Genomic DNA, 16,805 nt, shown 5'->3' with positions numbered 1-16,805 from the left:
GAGGATACCATGGCCACATTAGGCTGGGAATCCTGTTTGGGTTTTCACACGGTCTGGATCGTTTTTGAACACTCTGAAAAAGGGGCAGGGGAGGCGGGCATTCTTTGATCCGCGTTGCAGCTTGGAACTGCTGCATGTCACTGCGTTTGCCTACCTAGGAAAGCAGTATGACCTTTTGGTCCGACAAAAGGTCAAAATGACATTTTTGCTTGACACTTACAGGCTGCGATCGCGATCGGCGGCTACTGTGATCACCACACCTTTTTGGAAAGCAGCATCACGACCGTAAGACAGCATCGACGCGAATGGTGGCCATCGGACGCTGAGGACTTATCCACATTTTTCGGGGGTAATATCGGGGATAAAGCAATAACGATAATTCCTACAATGCCTTCCGTCTCATTCTTGAAGCAGCATTCCACACCACTGAGCCAGACGAGGCCAAACAAGTCTTGATCCTTCTATGGCATTGTGTATCTCATATGAGATACACAGGAGGCTCGAATGCCCACCCATACCTCGATGCTGCATGTCCGTGTGGACGATCATCTCAAGGCACAAGCCAGTAGCGCACTGGCAGGTGTAGGCATGACCCTATCAGACGCAGTCCGTATCCTGCTGACCCGTGTGGCGGCTGAAGGGGGTTTGCCGGCCGGTCTGACTGCAAATCCTCAAAGCTATGATAGCTGGTTTCGGTCGAAGGTGCAGGAAGCGCTGACAGACACCCGGCCTGGCGTTCCACATGACCAGGTCATGCGTGACGCCCGGGCATTGATCGACGGCAAACGGGGTGCCTGAACTCGAATGGAATGCCTTCGCGGTCGCCGACCTCATGGCAATCGTCGACTATATCTCGGATGACAATCCTGATGCTGCTCTTGCTCTGATGGAGGAAATTCAGGGAAAGGTTGCGCAACTTCCAATGCATCCCAAGCGGTGCCGGTCAGGACGCGTTCAGGGGACACGTGAGTTGGTCGTTCGCCCGAACTACATTGTCATCTATGCTGAGACGCCGTCTGTCGTGACGATCCTTCGTGTGCTTCATGCCGCGCAGATGTGGCCCTGACAAGCGATCGGTTGAAAGACGAGGGCGGGCGCCGGCTCAGCGGCAGTGCCCCAGTCAGTTCCCTCCTGTTCCGGTCACGGCAACGCGATCATCTTGTCGTGGATTTTTCCGCAACATGCCGCTAACTCGATAGTCATGAAGACCTATCTGCGGGCCCTGTTTCTTGTCGCCTTCACCGTATTCGCGGTTGGATCGATGATGCCCGCACCGGCGACTGCCGCGTCAGTGCCCAATGACGGCATGATGGCAATGGCACATTTCGGCATGTCCGAATGCCTGGATTGCAACGACAGGGGTGAAATTGGAACGGCGGGCTGCAATCTGATCTGTGCGGCGGGGGGCTTCGTCCCGGTTCCTGAATTTCAGACCTCTGATCTCAGACACGCTCGGCGCCTCTCGAAGCGGCAGGTTGCCGATGTCATGTTCAGTGACCTGAATTGGCTGCCGTTACGAAGCCCCCCACGCCCCTTCATCTGATTTGACTGCCGCTGTGGCAGGCGACGCGTGCGCACAAGGTTTTCCCCCCTTGAGCTCGCTCGCTGCCAGGACTGCTGAATCCCTTTAGGTCCGCAGTCCCGTTTCAAATCCAGATAGTCAGGTGTCCTATGCAGCAGAGTTTGCATGCAGCTCTACGCACTGAGTTTTTCCTTGAGATTTCTGCCGTCAATGCGGCTTGCGAAGAATGGCTTGACCACCCTCTTCTGAGGGAAACGGCATGACAATGATGAATAGCCCCATGACGGGCATGATGATGCTGAGCTGCGGACTCTTTGCGCTTCTCGCCCTGGCCCTCCTGGTCCTGGGCATCGCTGCCCTTCTCAAGTACCTGCGAGGGCCGTCATGAGATCACAGGTTCTGTTGCTCGTCGGACTGTCATTTGCCGGTATGGCGGCCGTGGCGGCTTTCGCACAGGTTAATCGGTCCGAAAACGCGGACGCTGCCTTTCTCGGCGCCCCCGTCACCGCGCAAGAGCTCGCGCATGGAAAAGAACTCTATGCGCAAAATTGCGCGTCATGCCACGGCCCGGATCTGGAAGGACAGCCCGACTGGAAACGTACGCTGGAGAACGGGCGGATGCCTGCACCGCCCCATGACGAAACGGGGCATACATGGCACCACTCCGACAGTCAGCTGTTCACACTGACCAAGCTGGGGGTCAGTGGTGTCGTGCCTGGATATGAAAGCGACATGCCGGCCTTTGAGGGCATTCTGACGGATGCAGAAATCCGCGCCACCCTGGCCTACATCAAAAGCACGTGGCCCAAGCGTCAATACGAGTATCAGGCCGAGGTCTCCGACCGTGAGGAACCGGAAGAATGATCGCAGCAAAATCCACAAGCCAGTCGGCGGCTCCTGGGCGCCTTTTCTGGGGGGATCGCCGTTGAACCTTATCACGCGTCGCTTCGTGTTGTGTGCCGCCGCCGCCGCAACTGCGCTGCCTGCATTTGGGCAGCTGCCTGTCGTATCCACTGCCATTCATGTCGTGGAGGGCAGGGGGTGCGAATGCTGTAGGCAATGGACAGAGCACCTTCAGAATGCCGGCTTTCAGGTCACGAGGGAGGAGCGTTTCGGCACGCTTCTCATGCAGCACAAGATCGACCTCGGCGTGCCCATCGACCTCACGTCTTGCCACACCGGCTTGGCCGAGGGCTATTTCGTGGAAGGACATGTCCCAGCCACCGATATCCGCAAACTGCTTCAAGAGCGTCCCGACGCCCTTGGCCTGACCGTTCCGGGCATGCCCTATGGCAGCCCCGGAATGGGCCCGGAAAGCCGCCGTGAGGCTTATGATGTCCTGCTCGTGCTCAAGGATGGAAGCCACACAATCTTTAACCGATACGCCGCTGCGTCGGCCTGAAGCATGATCTCCAAGGAGCTCTCTCTATGATAACCTTTAATCGCCGACATGCGTCGCTGGCTATGCTCGCATCCCTTGCTGCATGCGGATCGTCAGGGCCCAGCTCGGCCCCTGCACCGCAATTCAAGCGATACTCCGGCCCGCCGGTAACACAGGTGGCTGTCTACAAGGGCCAACGCCGGATGCACCTGCTGAACGGCCAGACAGTCTTGCGATCCTATGATTTTGGGCTGGGCAACCAGCCGGTCGGTCACAAGCAGTTCGAAGGCGACGGAAAGACGCCCGAGGGGCTGTATTTCATCGACCGCTTCAATCCGCGCAGCAGATATCACCTGTCTGTCGGCATTTCCTACCCCAATGATCAGGACAAGGCTTACGCCGCACAGTTCGGTCGAAGTGCGGGAAGCGACATCATGTTCCACGGGCGGGGTCCGGAAGGAAACGCACTCGCACCACGAAATCGCGATTGGACAGCCGGATGCCTCGCCCTCACCGATCAGGAAATCGAAGACGTCTACGCCATGCTGCAGCCGGGTGTACCGGTGATGCTTTATGCATAGGGCTTTGAATGATCACGTTCGAGCAACGGCAACAGATGGCCGAGGCGGTAACATTCCTGCGCAAGGCGCTGGAAATTCATTGATGTCTAACTTTCACCCTATTAGACAACACTTATGATCCACGTTCTGCGCCAGCTTGCTATGATCTTCGTCGTGACTTTGGTCTCGATGGGCGTCACTGCATCTGCAGGAAACGCGTCGATGGATCTGAAATGCGACATGATGCTGACAGCCGCCGCTGCCGATAGCTCTGATGATCATGGACAGCACTTTGCTGGTGATAGCTCGGACCAATCCCATTTGAGTGTCGTAATTGTCGAAGATCATGTCCATAATGAGGATACGTCTTCCGAAGGGCATGGATCGCACTGCAAGGCCCATGCCTGCCCGGTTACAGCAATCCTGAGTTCCAGCGATATGGCTCAGGCCTTTCTGATCAGCCAGACGATTGAAGCTGTCCGCACGGCCCCGCTGGTGGAACTGACCGTTTCCGAAGGACTGCGCCGCCCTCCGCGGGCCTGATCCGAACGTTGCAAGCCGACGCCTGAACGGGCCACGGCGACCATCCTTCTGATCTAAAAGCGGATTCATCACATGAAACTTCTGTTTGCGGCTGCAATGCCGCTTGTCGCGGTGGCTTGCGCCCCGCTGGCGCCTCTGGATACGTCATCCGGGCTTGTCACCGTTGCTGACACGACATCTCCCGTTTCAAACCTGCAGGCAGGTCCTGCCATCACCTATCGAAGCCGCAGCGTTCAGGAACCAGGTAACTGGACCGACCTGAACAATGCCCAAGCCCCGGGTGTCGAATGAAGAGGGCATTGGGACTTTCGTTGGGCGCAGTGCTGCTGCTGTCCGCCTGTGCGGATACGGTGACCATGAGCAAGGCCCGCGGCGAGCGGGCAGGGTTCGAGACTGTTGCCGGGATCTCCCGACAGGCGACAGGGGCAGAGGCAGCCTGGCTTCAGACGCCGGCTGAACGGCAGGCTCATGCGCAACGCGTGCGCGCCATTGTTCAGGGAAAGACAATCAGTGCCGAACAGGCGGTGCAGGTGGCGCTTCTGAACAACCCCGGCCTGCAGGCCAGTTATGCTGACCTGGGCATGTCTGCTGCAGATCTGTGGGAGACGGCCCTCGGACCGGTACCGAGCGTCGGCATCTCAGTGTCCGGGCTGGTCAGTGGAGATGTCACCCGGTCCGTGGAAGGTACGGTGGCGTCATCAATTCTGGACATGGTCACGAAGAGATCGCGCACGCGGGCCGCCGATCTGGAGTTTCGGCAGGCTCAGCTGGCCGCAGCGGGCGAAACCCTGGCGCTGGCCCATGAAACCCGCCGGACCTGGATCGAGGCCGTCGGTGCGTTCGAGGCAGCCGGTCTGGTCGGTCGAGCGCAAGGCGCCGCGGACGCGGCATCCGAGCTGGCCGCAGAGCTTGGCGAAACGGGTGCGCTGAGTCGCGCCGATCAGGCACGGGAACATGCGTTCAATGCAGAGCTGGCAGCCGAACGAGCCGAGGCAAGGCTGGAAGCACAAATTGCGAAAGAGAAGCTCGTTCGCCTTCTGGGCCTGTGGGGCACAGGGACAGAGTTCTATGTTCCCGACAGCCTGCCGGCGCTTCCGGGCAGCGCGCCGAACCGTTCCAATATCGAACGGCTGGCGCTGGAAAACCGCGTCGATTTGGCTGCGGGCCGGTTGGAGCTGGAGGCTGTGGCCGCGCGCTATCGACTGACTGGACAGACCCGCATGCTCTCGGATGCAGAAGTCGCCGCCGGCGTCGAAATCGAGCGTGAAGATGGAGAGAACGAACGCTCACCGGTGGTCGACGTCGCCTTCAGCATTCCGGTTTACGACACCAGCGGACTGATTTCCCGCCGCGGAAAACTCGAATATCTGCGTTCGGCCAATAACCTGGCGCAGTCGGCGATCAATGCCCGCTCGGAGGCGCGGTCTGCCTATTCGGCAGTCACGGGCAAGCATCAGATCGCCCTGCACTGGCGCGACCAGGTCCTGCCTCTGCGCCGGGAAATCGATGAGCAGGCGCTACTGAGCTACAACGGCATGCTGACCTCCACTTTCGAGCTTCTGAACGATGCCCGTGAAGGGTTGGACTCCCAGCTGAGCGCTGCCGAGGCCAAGCGCGACTACTGGCTGGCCGAGGCGGATGCCACCGCCGCGATCTGGGGTGGCGCAAGTGACAATGGAGAGGACGAATGATGAATCGCAGACAACTGATGGGTGCGGGCATCGGGGCAGGGGCTGCGGCCCTGACCGTCAACATGGGTCAGGCGCAGACACGCTTTCGCGATCTGCCCGAGGCGGCCAGCACGGACAGCCCCTATACGCAGGTGCCGCCGCGCCCGACGACCGGACTTGAATACAACCCGATCGTAACTCTGAACGGCTGGTCGCTGCCCTATCGAATGAACGGCAATGTCAAGGAATTCCACCTTGTCGCCGAGCCGGTCGAGCGGATCATGGCGGACGGAATGGTCGCGCGCCTGTGGGGTTATAACGGACAGTCCACCGGCCCCACGATCGAGGCCATCGAGGGCGAGCGGGTCCGCATCTATGTGACCAACCGCCTGCCCGAACATACCTCGGTTCACTGGCACGGCATGATCCTGCCGTCCGGGATGGACGGTGTGTCGGGTCTCAGCCATCCGGGCATCCCTTCGGGCAAGACCTTCGTCTACGAGTTCGATCTCGTGAAGTCGGGGACCTTCATGTACCACCCCCATGCCGACGAGATGGTCCAGATGGCCATGGGCATGATGGGGCTGTTCATCGTGCATCCGCGCGACCCGGCCTTCATGCCGGTGGATCGTGACTTCGGTATCCTGTTGGCCGCCTATGACATCGATCCCGGCACCTATATCCCCCGCGTCGCGGAGATGACGGACTTCAACCTGTGGACCTTTAACAGCCGCATTTTCCCGGACATTGACCCGCTTGTCGCCAGCAAAGGCGACCGTGTCCGAGTGCGTGTCGGCAATCTGACAATGACCAATCACCCCATTCACATGCATGGCTATGATTTCGAGGTGACCTGCACAGATGGAGGATGGGTCCGGCCGGAAGCCCGCTGGCCTGAGGTCAGCATCGATATTCCTGTAGGTGCGATGCGTGCCTACGAATTCGATGCCGTTCATGAAGGGGACTGGGCGTTCCACTGCCACAAGTCGCACCATACCATGAACGCCATGGGGCACGAGTTGCCCACGATCATCGGCGCCAACAAGAGCCGCGTCACCGACATGGTCCGCCGTCACCAGCCCGGCTACATGCCGATGGGCACCGCCGGCATGGGTGACATGGGCGAGATGTCCATGGAGATTCCCGAAAACACCATCCCGATGATGGCAGGCTGGGGTCCGCATGGTCCGCTGGAGATGGGCGGCATGTTCTCTGTCATGAAGGTGCGCGAGGGTATCGCCCCTGACGACTATTCCGATCCGGGCTGGTTCGAGAACCCTCCCGGTACGCAGGCATGGGAATGGACGGGCGAGTTGCCCGAGCATGCCAGCAACTACAGCCCTGAAACGATCCTGACCCCCCGTGGCGGCAAGCGTTTGGGCTGACCTGACCCTATCGAGCAACACAAAGGAAACATGATGAAATCGTTTATGCTGGTGACTGCAATTGCCTTCTTCCCGGCCCTCGCACTTGCAGCCGGAAAACATGAAGGCGGCCATGAAAATCCGATGGGCATGCCAGCCACGGATGGAGACATGCAGACTGTGGAGGTTTCCATGCGGGAAACCGAAGAAGGGGCCATGATTTTTGAACCGGGCGAGCTGTCGTTTGCACCCGGTGAGACGGTTCGTCTTGTCATCACCAATAACGGTGAGCTGGAACATGAATTCGTCATGGACAGTGTCAAGACCAATGCCGAGCATAAGGAGGTCATGGCGAAGTTCCCGGAAATGGAACACGACGACCCGAATGCGGTCCGTCTTCAGCCCGGCGAAACCGGCGAGATCCTTTGGACATTCGGAGAATCCGGAGAGTTCGAGTTCGCCTGCCTCATACCAGGCCACTACGAGGCTGGCATGCACGGCCCCCTGAACGTCACCGAATCCTGAACCGCGAGGACCTGACCATGAAACTGATCCAATTGACTGCCGCTGCGCTGATCCTTTCCGCTGGAGGCGCCTTTGCTGACACACACATTACCAATGGGACCGTCACCAAGGTCGACACCCAGTGGAGCAAGGTGACCGTCGATCATGAGGAGCTGAAGAACTTGGATATGCCTGCCATGAAGATGGTTTTCCAGGTCGCGGAGCCTGAGATGCTCGATGGCCTCAGCGAGGGTGCCGCCATCCGCTTCGTCGCTGACCGTGTGAACGGCAAGCTGACCATTACCGAAATTCTTGAATAAATCAGAAAGCCCTGGAGGGCTTAAAATGAGAAACCTTTTTATGTCCGTACTGGCTGTTGCCAGTATCACTGCAGGCTTCGGTTATGCCGAAGAAGCGAACCATAGCACAAGAGGATCGAATGCAAGCACGGGGGGTGGAGCATCAGCTTCCGTGGACAATACGCCGGAAAGGCCTGACTGGTCGGATTCTGTTGCGCGGGCCACGAATACGATTTCTGTTCCGGCAGGGCGTATTATGTCGAACGAGGAACTGGGGAGGGCAGGGCTGAGCCCTGACGATGTCGTCATGCATGTTTCAGTTTTCTGAGGAACAGGCTTAGCATCGTCATATGTCTCAAATTTACGGAGGACTAAGATGAGTTCTGTTAAGATCCTTATTGCCGCAGCGATTGCTGCGACCAGCCTTACTGCGCCCGTCTTTGCTCAGGACGCTGAATTCCAGATGCCTGAGCAGTGCGCCATGGCTGCACCCGCCAGTGATATGCCCGCGGAAAGCATGGACGGGTCACAGATGGGCGGCGATGCGCAGTCTGACGGCATGGGCGCCATGATGGGGATGGGTGGCGTGGACTTGGCAACCATGCCGGAACATGTTCAGGAGAACATGCGTCGCATGATGGTCACGATGCCTGCCATGCATGACGGCATGATGAACGAAGATGCCGACGTGGCCTTTGCTTGCGGGATGATTGCCCACCATCAGGGTGCCATCGACATGGCCCAGGTTCTTCTTGAGCATGGCGAAGACGCTGAGATGATCGAACTTGCGGGTGAGATCATCGCCGCCCAAGTCGGTGAGATCGAGGAAATGACCACCTGGCTGGCTGAGAACGCCAACTGAGCCTGCCTTGAACCGCGCGGCATGATGCCGCGCGGTTCTCTGCTAAAGACCATCAAAAAAGACCCGCGGCCGCTCTTGACCTTCCCATCATGGGAAGCCGCATATCTGTTCCCTAAAACGAACGGAGCCCAGCCCATGAACATCGGAGATGCCTCTGCCCTCTCGGGTGTGTCGGCCAAGATGATCCGTTACTACGAGCAGATCGGCTTGATCCCCCAAGCTGCGCGCACAGCCTCGGGGTATCGCAACTACGCCGATGCAGACATTCACATGCTTCGGTTCATTGCACGGTCGCGGGATCTGGGCTTTCCGATCAGCGAAATCACCGGCCTGTTGGATCTGTGGCGCAACACCGACCGGCGCAGCGCCGATGTGAAAGCGCTGGCACAAGCCCGGGTCCAGGATCTCCGCCACAAGATTACCCACCTGGCGGACATGGCCGACACGTTGGAGACGCTGGTGCGATCCTGTGCCGGAAACGAGCGCCCGGACTGCCCGATCCTGCATAATCTGGAAACGGAAGCATACCCTGCCTCGGGCAGATGCTCACATCATGCCGGTCCCCACGCTAACCTCAACGAAAGGATCACATCGTGATCGACAGACGTCTGTTCATCGGAACGCTCACCGCGGTCCTTATTCCCGCAACATCGGTGCTGGGGGCGGTGTCCACACCCCAAGACACCCTGATCGCAGTGGTTCGATCACCCGATTGCGGCTGTTGCGGAGCCTGGATCGATCATCTGCGGCAAAGCGGTTTCATAGTAGAAGAAACCCTGTCCGACGACGTCGAGGCCTTCAAGGATGAGCAGGCCGTTCCTCAATCTCTTCGGTCCTGCCACACGGCCCTCGTCGAAGGCTATGTAATCGAAGGCCATGTTCCGGCTGATGCCGTCCGCAATTTGCTGGATCAGCGCCCAGATGCGGGTGGTCTGGCCGTTCCTGGTATGCCGATCGGTTCGCCCGGCATGGAAATGGGCGGCCAGTCCGAGCCTTTCGAGGTCATTCTCTGGGGCGATTCCGGCAACAGCGTCTTCGCAAAGTATTGAGGTTTCCCCATGACACCCGCAGCGCCCAGGACGGCCACCCTCCACCGCATGGTGATGACCAAGCACATGTGCCCCTACGGGCTCAAGTCGCTCGATCTGCTGAATCGTCAGGGCTATCGCGTCGAGGACCATCATCTGACGACCCGTGCCGAGGTCGATGCCTTCAAGGAGCAGCATGACGTCCAGACCACGCCGCAGACCTTCATTGGCGGCCAGCGGATCGGTGGCTATGACGATCTGCGGCGTCACTTCGGCAAGACCGTGCGCGACAAGAGCGCGACGACCTACCGACCGGTGATCGCGCTGTTTGCCATGGCTGCCGCCATGGCCTTGGCGACCAGCTGGGCGGCGTTCGGTCAGCTGACCACTGTGGCTGCGGCGGAATGGTTTGTGGCCTTCGCCATGTGTCTGCTGGCCCTGCAGAAGCTGAAGGACGTGGAAAGTTTCGCCACGATGTTCCTCAACTATGACCTGCTGGCCCAGAGGTGGGTTCGTTACGGCTACGTCTATCCTTTCGCCGAAGGGCTGGCGGGCGTCCTGATGGTCGCGGGCGCGCTGATGTGGTTGTCGATCCCGGTGGCCCTCTTCATCGGCACCATTGGCGCTGTGTCGGTTTACAAGGCGGTCTACATCGACAAGCGAGAGATCAAATGCGCCTGCGTCGGTGGTGACAGCAACGTGCCCCTGGGCTTCGTCTCGCTGACCGAGAACCTGATGATGATCGCCATGGCCATCTGGATGCTGATCAAGGTTACGATGCTCGGGCATTGAGCACGCTATTCGATAGAGAGCCGCGCTTTGCAGCGCAAACGGCTGCAGGCAAAAAGTTCTACTGTGCCTGTAGCCGAAGATGAAAATGGATCATTCCGACCATGAGGCACAGCCTCAATGTTCCGGCTTCAAGAGAAACCTAAAATAGAAACGGAGACATATCATGGGATATGGCCGCTTTTTCGCGATGATCGCGACCTCGACCATCGTCATGTATGGGCTGATGTACCTCAATACCTATTCGATTGATCACATCGAGTTTTCGCAGACCCGCATGTGGATGGCGATTTACATGGGATCGGTCATGGCGGTCATCATGCTCGCCTTCATGTTGGGCATGTATTCCGATCGGAAGAAAAACATTGCGATCTTCGTGGGCGCCGGTTTGGCATTCGTTCTGTCCCTTTGGCTGGTGCGAAGCCAGGAGACGGTTGAGGATCTTGCCTGGATGAAGGCAATGATCCCTCACCATTCCATCGCCATCCTGACCAGTGAACGCGCGGATATTTCCGATCCAAGGGTCCGGGACCTTGCTGACGCGATCATCGAGGCGCAGCGCAACGAGATCGCAGAAATGAAACGGTACATCGCCGATATCGAGGCAAATGGCGACGCACCTGCGGGCACTCCCCGCATCGAAGCTAACTAAATCATGTCAAATCAGGGTGTCACTCGCCGGGCATCTTAGATGGACGAAAATCAGTAGAAAGTTGGCAAGACATGGATCACGATCATCATCACGCGTCGCCAGACATCCCTGCGGGGACCGAGACGGCAAAGGACCCGGTCTGCGGGATGACGGTTGCGGTCAAGCCTGACGGACATCGAGCAGTGTTTGGAGACAAGACGTTTCATTTCTGCTCAGAGAAATGCAAGACCAGGTTCAAGGTAGATCCTTGGTTCTACGCTTCAGGCAGAGCCGCAGGACAAAAGAAGGCGGCTCCGGCCAACGCTCAGTATACCTGTCCGATGCACCCGGAGATTGTCCGTGATGTGCCAGGCGACTGCCCGATCTGCGGGATGGCGCTTGAACCCATGCTGCCCTCGGATGAACCGAGCGAGGAACTGACCGACTTCACACGGCGCATGTGGATTTCAGCAGCCGCCGCAGTGCCGCTGATCATCCTGACGATGGGAGAATTGGTCGCTCTGCCGGTGCGGGATTGGATTGGCCACGAAACCGCAAGCTATCTCGAATTCATCCTGGCGACACCGATCATCCTCTGGGCCGCCTTGCCATTCTTCAGGCGAGGCTGGGATTCACTTGTGAACCGATCACCGAACATGTGGACGTTGATCAGCCTGGGTGTGGGGGCAGCCTACCTCTATTCGCTCGTCGCGACCTTCCTGCCCGGCGTATTTCCCGATGCCTATCGAATGGGTCATGGCGTCGGCACCTACTACGAGGCGGCGGTGGTGATTATTGCACTGGTCTTCGTGGGCCAGGTTCTGGAACTTCGCGCACGTGAACGTACCGGGGATGCCATTCGCGCGCTGCTCGACCTTGCACCCAAGACCGCGCGGCGTATCCTGCCGGATGGGTCGGAATATGACGCCCCCTTGGAAAACATCATGGAAGGTGACCGGCTTCGCGTGCGCCCGGGCGATGCAGTGCCGGTGGACGGCAAAGTGATCGAGGGCCGCTCATCCCTGGATGAGAGCATGCTGACCGGCGAGTCGATGCCGGTGGAAAAAAGTCCCGGCGATGCGGTGACCGGGGCCACGATCAACAAGAACGGCAGCCTTGTGATCGAGGCGGGCAAAGTCGGCGCCGATACCGTTCTTGCGCAGATCGTAACGATGGTCTCGAACGCGCGGCGGTCCCGGGCCCCGATCCAGGGGATGGCCGATCGGGTCTCGGCGGTGTTCGTGCCGACGGTGGTCGGTATCGCAATTTTCGCCTTCGTTGTCTGGCTGATTTTCGGCCCCGAGCCTTCGCTGGTCTTTGCCATCGCCTCGGCCGTGTCAGTGCTGATCATCGCCTGCCCCTGCGCCCTTGGGTTGGCCACGCCGATTTCGATCACCACCGCGGCAGGGCGCGGCGCACAGGCAGGTGTACTGATCAAGGATGCCGAGGCGCTGGAGCGGATGGCGGGGGTTGATACCCTGATTGTCGACAAGACTGGTACGCTAACCATGGGCAAGCCGAAGCTGACGGATACCGTGGCACTCGGGGACGTGGCCGAAGCGGACTTGCTGTCACTGGCGGCAGCGCTTGAGCGCGGCTCGGAACACCCGCTGGCCGAGGCAATCGTGGAGGGCGCAGAGGCGCAGGGTGCCGTGCGGCAAGAAGCGTTGGATTTTGAGGCTGTCACCGGCAAAGGCGTGCGCGGCACGGTTGGCGGACGGGCAGTGGCGCTTGGCAACGCGGCCATGATGCAGGAGATGGATCTGGACACGAGCGCGGCCGAAGGGAAGGCTGACACTCTGCGCGCCGAGGGCAAGACGGCGATGTTCATTGCGGTCGATGGCGCGCTTGCCGGTATCGTGGCGGTCGCCGACCCAATCAAGGAAAGTACCGCGCAAGCGATCCGCGAACTCCACGCTCAGGGGCTACGTGTCATCATGGCGACGGGCGACAACGAACGAACAGCACAGGCGGTGGCGAGAAAGCTCGGCATCGACGAGGTGCGGGCGGGTGTCCTCCCAGAAGCCAAGAAAGACCTGATCGATCAGTTGCGCCGCGAGGGTCACAAGATCGCCATGGCAGGTGACGGGGTGAACGACGCGCCTGCGCTGGCCGCTGCCGATGTCGGCATCGCCATGGGCACGGGCGCTGACGTGGCCATGGAGAGTGCCGGGATAACCCTTCTTGGCGGCGACCTGACGGGCATCGTCCGGGCACGCAAGCTGGCTCGGGCAACGTTGCGCAACATCAAGCAGAACCTGTTCTTCGCCTTCGCCTACAATGCACTTGGCGTGCCGATCGCGGCGGGCCTGCTTTACCCCGTCACCGGCCTTCTGCTCTCGCCAATGATTGCAGCGGCGGCGATGAGCCTGTCCTCCGTCTCGGTTATCACCAACGCCCTCCGCCTGCGGCGGGTTGATCTCTAGAAAAAAAAAAAGGAAAAGCTAATGACGACGTTCAATATCCCCAACATGAGCTGTGGCCACTGCAAGGCAACGGTGCAAAAGACCGTCCATGCAATCGACCCCGAGGCACAGATCGAGTTCGACATGGCGTTACGAACGATCGCTTTGGAAAGCCGGGCTAAGCCGGACAACGTTCAAGTGGCACTGGCCGCAGCAGGATACCCCGCCACTCTGGCCTAATTTAAAGTTGGGCCGGATGTTCAGTCGCCGCAATGGGCGTATCAGGCGTCTGGCCCATCTGCCTTATCAAAATGTATCATGCTCATACCTCATTCGTGCTTATCCAGACCCGAGGCGGTAGGTTTATCAAGCATACCCCGCGCCAGCATGACCAAGTTGACCAGGACCATCGCCGCCCCCGCGGCGGCCATGGTCAGCGCCAGCAATCCGCGCAGACGGGGCGTGGCCAGATAGATGCAGATGCCCCGGGTCGGGCGATCATAGATGCCGCGCGGCTCGGAGGGCTTCGGACTGGAAAGCACAATAGAAAGGACCAGTGCCGCAGACGCCGCGAACCCGACCATCGTTCCGAAGAAGAGCGCGTTGTAACTGATCACCGCCAACAGCAGGCTGGCCAGCATCGGGCTGACGATGTTCTCAAGATCATAGGCCAGTCGTGATAGAGACAGCGCGCGAGTAGGGCGCCCGGCCGACAAGATGGCCCCGGAGTTTCGGGAATGGTTGATCGCGTTCGGGGACAGCGGCTATGCGGTCCTCTATCAGGTGGACGGCGAACAGGCCGTCCGGCGGTCAGGGATCAACGTGAGGCAGGGTATTCATGATCAGGGAGGCAGCTGTGCGTTCCGGCCGAGCTAGGCGACGATCTGCGCCACACTGATCTGCGCTGCAGCATGCCCGCAATGATGCGGCGCTCGGAGAGGGTGAGATGCGATGCCAAGTTGAACTCCTCGATCCGCGAAAGCCCAGCAAATCATGGCTTGTCGCGTTTCAGAATAGCGCATCCCACTGGAAGCGCTAGCCCAAATGCGACAATGGTTGCCGGGATAGTTTCTCCCGTCTGTAGCCGCGTCCGAGTATGTTAGCCTTGAACACCTCGGCAGGCGTTCGGAAGCCGAGGCACTTGCGCGGCGTGGCATTGAGGCCTGCGCAGAGCTGACGGAGCTCCTCCTGGGAAAGGGTGTTCGGATCGGTGTCGCGGAAAAGCCATCGTCTGAGACGCTTGTTGGCGTTCTCGACGGCGCCTTTCTGCCACGGTGACTGCGCCTCGCAGAACCAGGTTTGGGCGCCCACCTCCGCCTGCAGATGCGGCCAATCGATGAACTCGGAACCACGGTCAAAGGTGATCGATCGGCAGGACCGTATCCACCAATGACCGCAGGGTCGGCTAAGATGACACTGCAAGACTGATAGTCCGCCAGAACGCAGATTGAGGGAGTGATCATGATAGAACTGACACGGCGCATGGTGCTTCTGGCTGTTGCAGCCAGCACGTCTCCGACATTCTCCTTGGCGAACAGCCCGACCGCCATCCATGTCGTGGAGGGGACCGGGTGTGAATGCTGCAAGCAATGGACCAGCTACCTAAGCGAAAACGGCTTTCAGGTGACCAGCGAAGAGCGGTTCGGCACTTTGCTGATGCAGCACAAGATCGATCTCGGCGTACCCATCGCGCTGACCTCCTGTCATACCGGAAGCGTGGAGGGTTATTTCCTCGAAGGGCATGTGCCTGCCGCCGACATCCGGCGACTGCTGGCCGAGCGTCCCGATGCCCTTGGACTGACGGTTCCCGGCATGCCATTCGGTAGTCCGGGCATGGGACCCGATAGCCGGCGTCAGGCCTACGACGTGCTTCTCGTCCGGCAAGACGGCAGCAGCGAAGTCTTTACCCGCTATCCCGAAGCACAATAAAAAATCGAGCCCCTCCGAGCAGGAAACAGACCGATGCCAAACTTCTCCCGGCGCCACGCCTCTCTCGCTTTGCTTGCCGTCCTGGCCGCGTGCGGGAAATCCGGACCCACGGCTCCAGCTCGCGGCGCTACGCCTCAGTTCAAGCGCTATTCCGGTCCTCCGGTCACTCAGGTGGTGGTGCAAAAAGCCGAACGGCGGATGTTTCTGCTGAACGGACAGACCGTGCTGCGATCCTATAATTTCGGTCTCGGCAACCAGCCGCTCGGCCCCAAGCAGTTCGAGGGCGACGGGAAAACACCGGAAGGCCTCTACTACATCGACCGCTTCAATCCGCGGAGCCGATATCACCTGTCGGTGGGCATCTCCTACCCGAACGAACGGGATGTAGCCTATGCCGCGCAGTTCGGACGCAGTGCAGGCAGCGACATCATGTTCCATGGCCGCGGTCCGGAGGGCAACAGGTTTGCGCCGAACAACCGGGACTGGACCGCGGGTTGTCTGGCATTGACCGATCAGGAAATCGAGGATGTCTACGCGATGCTTCAGCCTGGCGTCCCGGTGATGCTCTACCCATAGCGGGAGACGAACCAAGTCACAGCTGAAATTTGCAGCAGCAACGCGGCCTCCTCCAAAATCGTCGGGCAGCGCCGAGGACTAAAAAGCCGCTGACAATACCCGGTCCTTCGTTATCAGAACACCGTGACTTGGGTTCCGATTTCGGCGACCTCAAAGAGCTGGGCGACATGTTCGTTATAGAGCCCATAGCACCCGGACGAGGATTTCCGCCCGATCTTGCGCGTATCTGCGGTGCCGTGCACGAGATAGGCCGGCCAAGACAGGTAAAGCCCATAGGCCCCAAGGGGATTTAAAGGATCGCCGCCCGCCACCTGCTGCGGAAGATTGGGGTCTCTCTCGCGCATGCTGGCCGTCGGAGTCCAAGGCGGGTTCTTCACCTTCCGGACAATTTCTGCCTGGCCCCGTCGCGTCAGGTCTTCAGTCATCGGGATCGAGCAGGGAAAGATAAACTGGACGCTTTCGTCAGTCGACCAGTAATGCACCGCTCGTGATGTGACGTCCGCCAGAATGACACCTTTCCCGATCGTGGGATAGAATTCGCTCCAGTGCCGTGCCCGGAATGAAGAGAGATTGCGCTCAGGCGCGCTGGTGCCCAGTCCTTGACCTGCGGGGGGCGGAGCGGGAGCAGGCGTATTTTCATAGATAGGCTGCCCGGTATAGGGGTCGAGATGACGTTGCCCCCTGCGCCTAATCCAGTTTGAGGTAGACTCTGGCCCAACCAAGAGGACCAGAGATGAAGCGC

At 59.5% G+C, this 16,805-nt stretch carries 23 protein-coding genes and 2 pseudogenes; 22 read left to right on the top strand and 3 right to left on the bottom strand.

Features of this window, described 5'->3' with window-relative positions:
- Nucleotides 1–504 precede the first annotated feature (504 nt).
- From relB to FHD68_RS12410, 20 genes are all read left to right on the top strand, one after another.
- Nucleotides 505–798, top strand: coding sequence for a type II toxin-antitoxin system RelB family antitoxin (gene relB, locus FHD68_RS12505; RefSeq protein WP_139085889.1), 294 nt, complete (start codon nt 505–507; stop codon nt 796–798).
- Nucleotides 791–1,066 (top strand): type II toxin-antitoxin system RelE/ParE family toxin, encoded by a 276-nt coding sequence (locus FHD68_RS12500; RefSeq protein WP_084697600.1) that lies wholly within the window; start codon nt 791–793, stop codon nt 1,064–1,066. The genes relB and FHD68_RS12500 overlap by 8 nt, the downstream gene beginning before the upstream one ends.
- A 135-nt stretch (nt 1,067–1,201) precedes the next feature.
- Nucleotides 1,202–1,543, top strand: a complete 342-nt coding sequence (locus FHD68_RS12495; protein WP_139085887.1) for a hypothetical protein — start codon at nt 1,202–1,204, stop codon at nt 1,541–1,543.
- Between the two features lie 363 nt (nt 1,544–1,906).
- Nucleotides 1,907–2,386, top strand: coding sequence for a c-type cytochrome (locus FHD68_RS12490; protein ID WP_139085885.1), 480 nt, complete (start codon nt 1,907–1,909; stop codon nt 2,384–2,386).
- A gap of 61 nt (nt 2,387–2,447) precedes the next feature.
- Nucleotides 2,448–2,924 (top strand): DUF411 domain-containing protein, encoded by a 477-nt coding sequence (locus FHD68_RS12485; protein ID WP_425277548.1) that lies wholly within the window; start codon nt 2,448–2,450, stop codon nt 2,922–2,924.
- Nucleotides 2,925–2,950: 26 nt separating this feature from the next.
- Nucleotides 2,951–3,484, top strand: coding sequence for a L,D-transpeptidase family protein (locus FHD68_RS12480; RefSeq protein WP_139085881.1), 534 nt, complete (start codon nt 2,951–2,953; stop codon nt 3,482–3,484).
- Nucleotides 3,485–3,598: 114 nt separating this feature from the next.
- Nucleotides 3,599–4,006 carry a hypothetical protein gene (locus FHD68_RS12475; protein ID WP_139085879.1) on the top strand — a complete coding sequence of 136 codons (408 nt, stop codon included), beginning with the start codon at nt 3,599–3,601 and terminating at the stop codon, nt 4,004–4,006.
- Nucleotides 4,007–4,078: 72 nt separating this feature from the next.
- A complete protein-coding gene (locus FHD68_RS12470) occupies nt 4,079–4,297 on the top strand; it encodes a hypothetical protein (protein WP_139085877.1) in 219 nt (72 codons plus the stop codon).
- A 29-nt stretch (nt 4,298–4,326) separates the two neighbouring features.
- Entirely contained in the window at nt 4,327–5,697 is a 1,371-nt protein-coding gene (locus FHD68_RS12465) for a TolC family protein (protein WP_045983754.1), read from the top strand.
- Nucleotides 5,694–7,061, top strand: coding sequence for a multicopper oxidase family protein (locus FHD68_RS12460; RefSeq protein WP_139085875.1), 1,368 nt, complete (start codon nt 5,694–5,696; stop codon nt 7,059–7,061). The genes FHD68_RS12465 and FHD68_RS12460 overlap by 4 nt, the downstream gene beginning before the upstream one ends.
- A 33-nt stretch (nt 7,062–7,094) precedes the next feature.
- Nucleotides 7,095–7,565, top strand: a complete 471-nt coding sequence (locus FHD68_RS12455; RefSeq protein WP_045983756.1) for a cupredoxin domain-containing protein — start codon at nt 7,095–7,097, stop codon at nt 7,563–7,565.
- Between the two features lie 17 nt (nt 7,566–7,582).
- Nucleotides 7,583–7,864, top strand: a complete 282-nt coding sequence (locus tag FHD68_RS12450) for a copper-binding protein (RefSeq protein WP_208863771.1) — start codon at nt 7,583–7,585, stop codon at nt 7,862–7,864.
- Nucleotides 7,857–8,171, top strand: a complete 315-nt coding sequence (locus FHD68_RS12445; RefSeq protein ID WP_139085873.1) for a hypothetical protein — start codon at nt 7,857–7,859, stop codon at nt 8,169–8,171. The genes FHD68_RS12450 and FHD68_RS12445 overlap by 8 nt, the downstream gene beginning before the upstream one ends.
- 48 nt (nt 8,172–8,219) lie before the next feature.
- A complete protein-coding gene (locus FHD68_RS19725; RefSeq protein WP_045983758.1) occupies nt 8,220–8,705 on the top strand; it encodes a DUF305 domain-containing protein in 486 nt (161 codons plus the stop codon).
- Between the two features lie 135 nt (nt 8,706–8,840).
- Nucleotides 8,841–9,302 (top strand): Cu(I)-responsive transcriptional regulator, encoded by a 462-nt coding sequence (gene cueR, locus FHD68_RS12435; RefSeq protein ID WP_045983759.1) that lies wholly within the window; start codon nt 8,841–8,843, stop codon nt 9,300–9,302.
- A complete protein-coding gene (locus FHD68_RS12430; RefSeq protein ID WP_244297852.1) occupies nt 9,299–9,754 on the top strand; it encodes a DUF411 domain-containing protein in 456 nt (151 codons plus the stop codon). The genes cueR and FHD68_RS12430 overlap by 4 nt, the downstream gene beginning before the upstream one ends.
- A gap of 9 nt (nt 9,755–9,763) precedes the next feature.
- Nucleotides 9,764–10,525: a MauE/DoxX family redox-associated membrane protein gene (locus FHD68_RS12425; protein WP_139085871.1), complete on the top strand. Its 762-nt coding sequence runs from the start codon at nt 9,764–9,766 to the stop codon at nt 10,523–10,525.
- 163 nt (nt 10,526–10,688) lie between these two features.
- A complete protein-coding gene (locus FHD68_RS12420) occupies nt 10,689–11,174 on the top strand; it encodes a DUF305 domain-containing protein (protein WP_045983761.1) in 486 nt (161 codons plus the stop codon).
- A gap of 71 nt (nt 11,175–11,245) precedes the next feature.
- On the top strand, nt 11,246–13,579 hold the full coding sequence (locus FHD68_RS12415) for a heavy metal translocating P-type ATPase (RefSeq protein WP_045983762.1): 2,334 nt from the start codon (nt 11,246–11,248) through the stop codon (nt 13,577–13,579).
- Nucleotides 13,580–13,600: 21 nt separating this feature from the next.
- On the top strand, nt 13,601–13,798 hold the full coding sequence (locus FHD68_RS12410; RefSeq protein WP_045983763.1) for a heavy-metal-associated domain-containing protein: 198 nt from the start codon (nt 13,601–13,603) through the stop codon (nt 13,796–13,798).
- A gap of 128 nt (nt 13,799–13,926) precedes the next feature.
- Here the strand turns inward: FHD68_RS12410 and FHD68_RS12405 are convergent.
- Together FHD68_RS12405 and FHD68_RS19920 are read right to left on the bottom strand one after the other, a co-directional pair.
- Nucleotides 13,927–14,262 (bottom strand): annotated as a pseudogene (locus tag FHD68_RS12405) (MFS transporter); the annotation flags it as partial.
- Nucleotides 14,263–14,593: 331 nt separating this feature from the next.
- Nucleotides 14,594–14,929 (bottom strand): annotated as a pseudogene (locus FHD68_RS19920) (IS30 family transposase); the annotation flags it as partial.
- A 90-nt stretch (nt 14,930–15,019) separates the two neighbouring features.
- On the opposite strand from FHD68_RS19920, the gene FHD68_RS12390 reads away from it, so the two are divergent.
- Together FHD68_RS12390 and FHD68_RS12385 are read left to right on the top strand one after the other, a co-directional pair.
- Nucleotides 15,020–15,487: a DUF411 domain-containing protein gene (locus FHD68_RS12390; RefSeq protein WP_052714943.1), complete on the top strand. Its 468-nt coding sequence runs from the start codon at nt 15,020–15,022 to the stop codon at nt 15,485–15,487.
- Between the two features lie 33 nt (nt 15,488–15,520).
- Nucleotides 15,521–16,063, top strand: a complete 543-nt coding sequence (locus tag FHD68_RS12385) for a L,D-transpeptidase family protein (protein WP_045983766.1) — start codon at nt 15,521–15,523, stop codon at nt 16,061–16,063.
- A 113-nt stretch (nt 16,064–16,176) separates the two neighbouring features.
- On the opposite strand, the gene FHD68_RS12380 is transcribed toward FHD68_RS12385, so the two are convergent.
- The gene (locus FHD68_RS12380) at nt 16,177–16,707 is read right to left on the bottom strand and encodes a L,D-transpeptidase (protein WP_045983769.1); all 531 of its coding nucleotides are present in this window, start codon (nt 16,705–16,707) and stop codon (nt 16,177–16,179) included.
- Between the last annotated feature and the right edge of the window lie 98 nt (nt 16,708–16,805).

The organism is Paracoccus marcusii (assembly GCF_006151785.1).
In the GTDB taxonomy this organism is placed as follows: domain Bacteria; phylum Pseudomonadota; class Alphaproteobacteria; order Rhodobacterales; family Rhodobacteraceae; genus Paracoccus; species Paracoccus marcusii.
This window is presented reverse-complemented; position numbering and strand designations above follow the sequence as displayed.

Excerpts from the sequence above, each read along its gene's own strand:
- relB (WP_139085889.1), top strand. The coding sequence starts at position 505 with ATGCCCACCCATACCTCGATGCTGCATGTCCGTGTGGACGATCATCTC.
- FHD68_RS12390 (WP_052714943.1), top strand. The coding sequence starts at position 15,020 with ATGATAGAACTGACACGGCGCATGGTGCTTCTGGCTGTTGCAGCCAGC.
- FHD68_RS12480 (WP_139085881.1), top strand. The coding sequence starts at position 2,951 with ATGATAACCTTTAATCGCCGACATGCGTCGCTGGCTATGCTCGCATCC.
- FHD68_RS12385 (WP_045983766.1), top strand. The coding sequence starts at position 15,521 with ATGCCAAACTTCTCCCGGCGCCACGCCTCTCTCGCTTTGCTTGCCGTC.
- FHD68_RS12415 (WP_045983762.1), top strand. The coding sequence starts at position 11,246 with ATGGATCACGATCATCATCACGCGTCGCCAGACATCCCTGCGGGGACC.
- FHD68_RS12455 (WP_045983756.1), top strand. The coding sequence starts at position 7,095 with ATGAAATCGTTTATGCTGGTGACTGCAATTGCCTTCTTCCCGGCCCTC.
- FHD68_RS12410 (WP_045983763.1), top strand. The coding sequence starts at position 13,601 with ATGACGACGTTCAATATCCCCAACATGAGCTGTGGCCACTGCAAGGCA.
- FHD68_RS12475 (WP_139085879.1), top strand. The coding sequence starts at position 3,599 with ATGATCCACGTTCTGCGCCAGCTTGCTATGATCTTCGTCGTGACTTTG.
- FHD68_RS12420 (WP_045983761.1), top strand. The coding sequence starts at position 10,689 with ATGGGATATGGCCGCTTTTTCGCGATGATCGCGACCTCGACCATCGTC.
- FHD68_RS12470 (WP_139085877.1), top strand. The coding sequence starts at position 4,079 with ATGAAACTTCTGTTTGCGGCTGCAATGCCGCTTGTCGCGGTGGCTTGC.
- FHD68_RS12495 (WP_139085887.1), top strand. The coding sequence starts at position 1,202 with ATGAAGACCTATCTGCGGGCCCTGTTTCTTGTCGCCTTCACCGTATTC.
- FHD68_RS12490 (WP_139085885.1), top strand. The coding sequence starts at position 1,907 with ATGAGATCACAGGTTCTGTTGCTCGTCGGACTGTCATTTGCCGGTATG.
- FHD68_RS19725 (WP_045983758.1), top strand. The coding sequence starts at position 8,220 with ATGAGTTCTGTTAAGATCCTTATTGCCGCAGCGATTGCTGCGACCAGC.
- FHD68_RS12450 (WP_208863771.1), top strand. The coding sequence starts at position 7,583 with ATGAAACTGATCCAATTGACTGCCGCTGCGCTGATCCTTTCCGCTGGA.
- FHD68_RS12425 (WP_139085871.1), top strand. The coding sequence starts at position 9,764 with ATGACACCCGCAGCGCCCAGGACGGCCACCCTCCACCGCATGGTGATG.
- FHD68_RS12460 (WP_139085875.1), top strand. The coding sequence starts at position 5,694 with ATGATGAATCGCAGACAACTGATGGGTGCGGGCATCGGGGCAGGGGCT.
- cueR (WP_045983759.1), top strand. The coding sequence starts at position 8,841 with ATGAACATCGGAGATGCCTCTGCCCTCTCGGGTGTGTCGGCCAAGATG.